This window comes from Amycolatopsis anabasis (assembly GCF_009765355.1).
Taxonomy (GTDB): Bacteria; Actinomycetota; Actinomycetes; order Mycobacteriales; family Pseudonocardiaceae; genus Amycolatopsis; species Amycolatopsis anabasis.
Map to the genome: position 1 here is coordinate 1 of NZ_VTHK01000137.1, position 3,608 is coordinate 3,608.

At 66.5% G+C, this 3,608-nt stretch carries 2 protein-coding genes; one reads left to right on the forward strand and one right to left on the reverse strand.

The features are described 5' to 3' along the window. Nucleotides 1-965: 965 nt before the first annotated feature. On the reverse strand, nucleotides 966-1,412 hold the full coding sequence (locus FXO23_RS50310; RefSeq protein WP_158896281.1) for a MarR family winged helix-turn-helix transcriptional regulator: 447 nt from the start codon (nucleotides 1,410-1,412) through the stop codon (nucleotides 966-968). Between the two features lie 221 nt (nucleotides 1,413-1,633). On the opposite strand from FXO23_RS50310, the gene FXO23_RS50315 reads away from it, so the two are divergent. Further along, nucleotides 1,634-3,100 (forward strand): MFS transporter, encoded by a 1,467-nt coding sequence (locus FXO23_RS50315; RefSeq protein ID WP_158896283.1) that lies wholly within the window; start codon nucleotides 1,634-1,636, stop codon nucleotides 3,098-3,100. The last annotated feature ends 508 nt before the right edge of the window (nucleotides 3,101-3,608 follow it).

A 3,608-nucleotide genomic window follows, 5' to 3' on the forward strand; every position in this document is an offset into this window, starting at 1 on the left:
AGAGGCGGTCATCGTGACCGCCTCTCCACGTGTGGTTAACGTGTGTGTCCGAGGGGGGAATCGAACTCATGTTCGAAGCATCCATGCGCGGGATGCGTGTTCATGCGACGGACCATAGCGTCGTCTGACGACGAAGCGCCAGCGTGAGGTGCACGTTCAAGCCTTGGCGGTTGGTTGAGCTCGTGCGCCGCAGGCCGTGGCGGAATTCCGACGGGTCTAAAGCCTGTTTTGACGTTGTTCGCGAGTGGAGAGCTGGCTTTAACCTGTCTACCCTCCCAGATCTTGCTCACGCGTGCGGCTGCCGGTGAAGCGTGGTTGCAGCGCGCGTTCGGAGACGGCGCAGAGCCGGCGGCGCCGACGACTTTCTTGGCCGGAGCATGCTGGCTACCGTCCCTGGTAGGCGCGGGTGAGGCCGAGCCGCGGTCCTGATGCCGTCAACTCGACGAAGAGTGCCAACCGAACTGAGAGAACCATCCGCGCCGAGATGGTGGACGACGGGGCGGTCGAGGCGATCGTCGCGCTTGGCCCCGACCTATCCACCTGGAGCACGTTGCGGATGAGCCTGTGGATCCGTCACCGCCCACCAGCACGCGATCACGGGCTGAGCGGGGGAACCGACCCGGTTCCTGGCCGTGGCCACCCGCGAGGAGATCCGGGCCCAGGGCTACTCCCTCTACCCACCCCACTACGTACTCGACCCACCGACGGTACGCGGTGACGTCGCCGAGGCCAACGTCACCGAGGCCAACGTCGCCAATGCGTGCCGACGCTTCGACATCAGTATTCCGTCGGTGCAGGAGGCGAAGGCCCCCGAACACCGCGGGAGCGAGCGCGTCGACTCGCCGAGCAGCCGGGTGCCGGGGCGATCGGTGCTGGAGGGTTGCGATCAGGAACACCGCGGGTCGGTCGTGCGTGTTGTTCACCGACGACGGTCGGACGAATCGCTGGCTTCTACTGCGGATGGCTCAGCCGTGAAGCCGTTTTCTGGCTCTCTCCAGCAGGCTGTGCAGTTGCTCGGCTTCGTCCGCGGTGAACTCGTCAACCAGATCCCGTTCGATCCCGGTGGCGAGTTTGTCCGCCTTGCGCAGCAGCGCGGAGCCGGAGCGGGTGAGCCGGGTCTCCAGCACGTGTGAGTGCAGCGCGTTCGGCTTGCGCTGGATCAGCCCGCGCTTCTCCAGTGAGCTGAGCATAGACGCCATGCTCTGCTGGGTCACGCATACCAGCCGGGCGATCTGCGCGCCGGAAACGCCGGGTGCGATGGACAGCACGAACATCGCCGCGTACTGCGGCACGGTCAAGCCAACGTCCCGGAGCGCCTCGGTCTTGCGAACCATCAGCGCCTGCTCGGTGAGCTTGACGGAATGTCCGACACGCCAACTGACCGCCTGCTCGAACTTCGCCTCCGCGTCCATACCTCCACTATAAGAGCCCTGATTCGAGCAAGCCATACGTGGCCCCGCTCACATTGCCTCAGGCATGTCCTGGTATCTAGCCTCTAAGTTGACTAAGAACCCTTATTCAAAGCAAGGCTCGATGCCCATGTCTTCCGAGTAATGAGTCAGGAGTTTCCTTGCCTGTCAACGTAATTTCCACACCGCGGCGCGCGATGACACTCGTCGTAGTGTGCCTGGCGGTGACACTCATCCCGATCACCGCTACCGGCACCTCGATGGCCGTCCCCGAGATCGGACGCGAATTCGGCACCGGACTTTCCGCCGCCCAATGGGCGGTCAACGCCTTCTTCCTCACCTTCGCCACCTTCATGGCCCCGACCGGATCACTCGCCGACCGGTTCGGCCGACGCCGGCTGTACTCCGGCGGGCTCGCGGTGTTCAGCATCTCGATGCTGGTCGCCGCGATCGCACCAGACATCGCAGTGGTGATCGCGGCCCGTGCACTGGCCGGCGCGGGCGGCGCGGCAGCGATCACCGCGGGCAGCGCGCTGCTCGCCCAATCCTTCCCCGGCCCCGAACGAACCAAGGTCTTCGGCGCCTACGGCACCGCACTCGGACTCGGCCTCGCGTTCGGGCCCATGCTCGCCGGGGTGGTGGTGACCTCGATCGGATGGCGGGTGTTCTTCGTCGCCGCCGCGGTGCTGCTGGTTCCGATCCTCGCGGTGATCCGCTGGCTGCCGAACTCCACCGTGGACACGTCAGCACCGTTGGACGTGGCTGGCGCGAGCACGTTCACTCTCGCACTGTTCGCGGTCTCGTTCGGCCTCGTCGAGGGGCCCGAACTCGGCTGGGCACATCCGGCGGTGCTTGGCGCGTTCGCCGGTTTCGTGCTGCTGATCATCACTTTCGGCCGGATCGAGGCGGGCAAGCAACGACCGCTGATCGACGTCTCACTGCTGCGCCAACCCCGGTTCCTGGCGATCTGTTTGATGCCGATGCTGTTCGGGTTCAGTTTTGTCGCGCTGCTGGTGCTGCTTCCGCAGTACTTCATGGCGGTCGGCGGACTGGACGCCGCCGAGGCCGGTGTGCTGCTCACCTTCCTCACCGCACCCACCCTGGTGCTCCCGCCGGTCACCAGCGCACTAGTCAGGAAAGTCTCCCAGCGGGTCATCCTGGTCAGCTCGCTGGTCGTGAGCGCGGCCGGATGCGCCTGGCTGGCCGCGGTCTCCGGCGTGCACGCCGGCACGCTCGCCGGACCGCTGCTGACCCTCGGCACCGGCTTCGGCCTCACCTTGGCGATCATCGACGGTATCGCGATTTCGGTGGTCGAACCGAACCGCGCCGGTATGGCCTCCGGCCTGTTCAATACCGTCCGTCTCGGTGGCGAGTTACTCGCGATGGCCGTGCTCGGTGCTGCGCTTGCCGGACTGACCAGATCCGGCCTCGCGCAGTACGGCGACCATGCCGTGGCCGCCACCTCCCGGCTGCTGCAAGGCGATCTCGCCGGTGCGACGCCGCCCGGCGCGACCCCGGCCGCGTTCGCCGACACGGCCTCGATCAGCTACACCGCAGCCCTACAGGACATCATGTGGGCCCTCGCCGCGGTCAACGTGCTCGGAGCCCTGGCCATCGCCCGACTGCTGACACAGTCGACGAACTCGTCGGGAGGCGAGGCAGCGGGGCGGACGATCGTGAATCCTCGATGATGCCTCGTTGATGCCCACGAATCGGGTCTCGACGTCCATGTGTGTGCTGAACGCGTTGCTGGACAAGCGAGGCCGCTGGCGTGATCTGCTCACCACCGAACACAGCGTCCTCGCCGCGACGGAGCGGTCACCACGAGCAGTCCATCGCGCTGAGCCGCGAGATCGGCGATGCGGACGGCGAAGCGGCGAACCACGCCCTTGTCGCTGCTGCTGATGATCGCGGTGGGCCGGATGATCGGAGTGCTGCCCCGCTCCCTGGTCGAACCGGTTCCCGGCCGGCCTGGTCCGCCTTCCGGTCACGGACGCACCACTCAGAGGACTTGTGCTCGCCTGGAACGAACGGGACCACCGGCCGCTGCTCGCGTCGTTCGTGGCCGCCGCGCTCAGTCATTGCGACAGCGCCCTGACCGCGATGGTTCGATCGCAATCCAGTTGACGGTGTCGGCGAACTTCAGCGGCGTGTGTCGTTCTCCGGCGGTGCCGCGGACCACCGGTGGTGCCGGGCGTC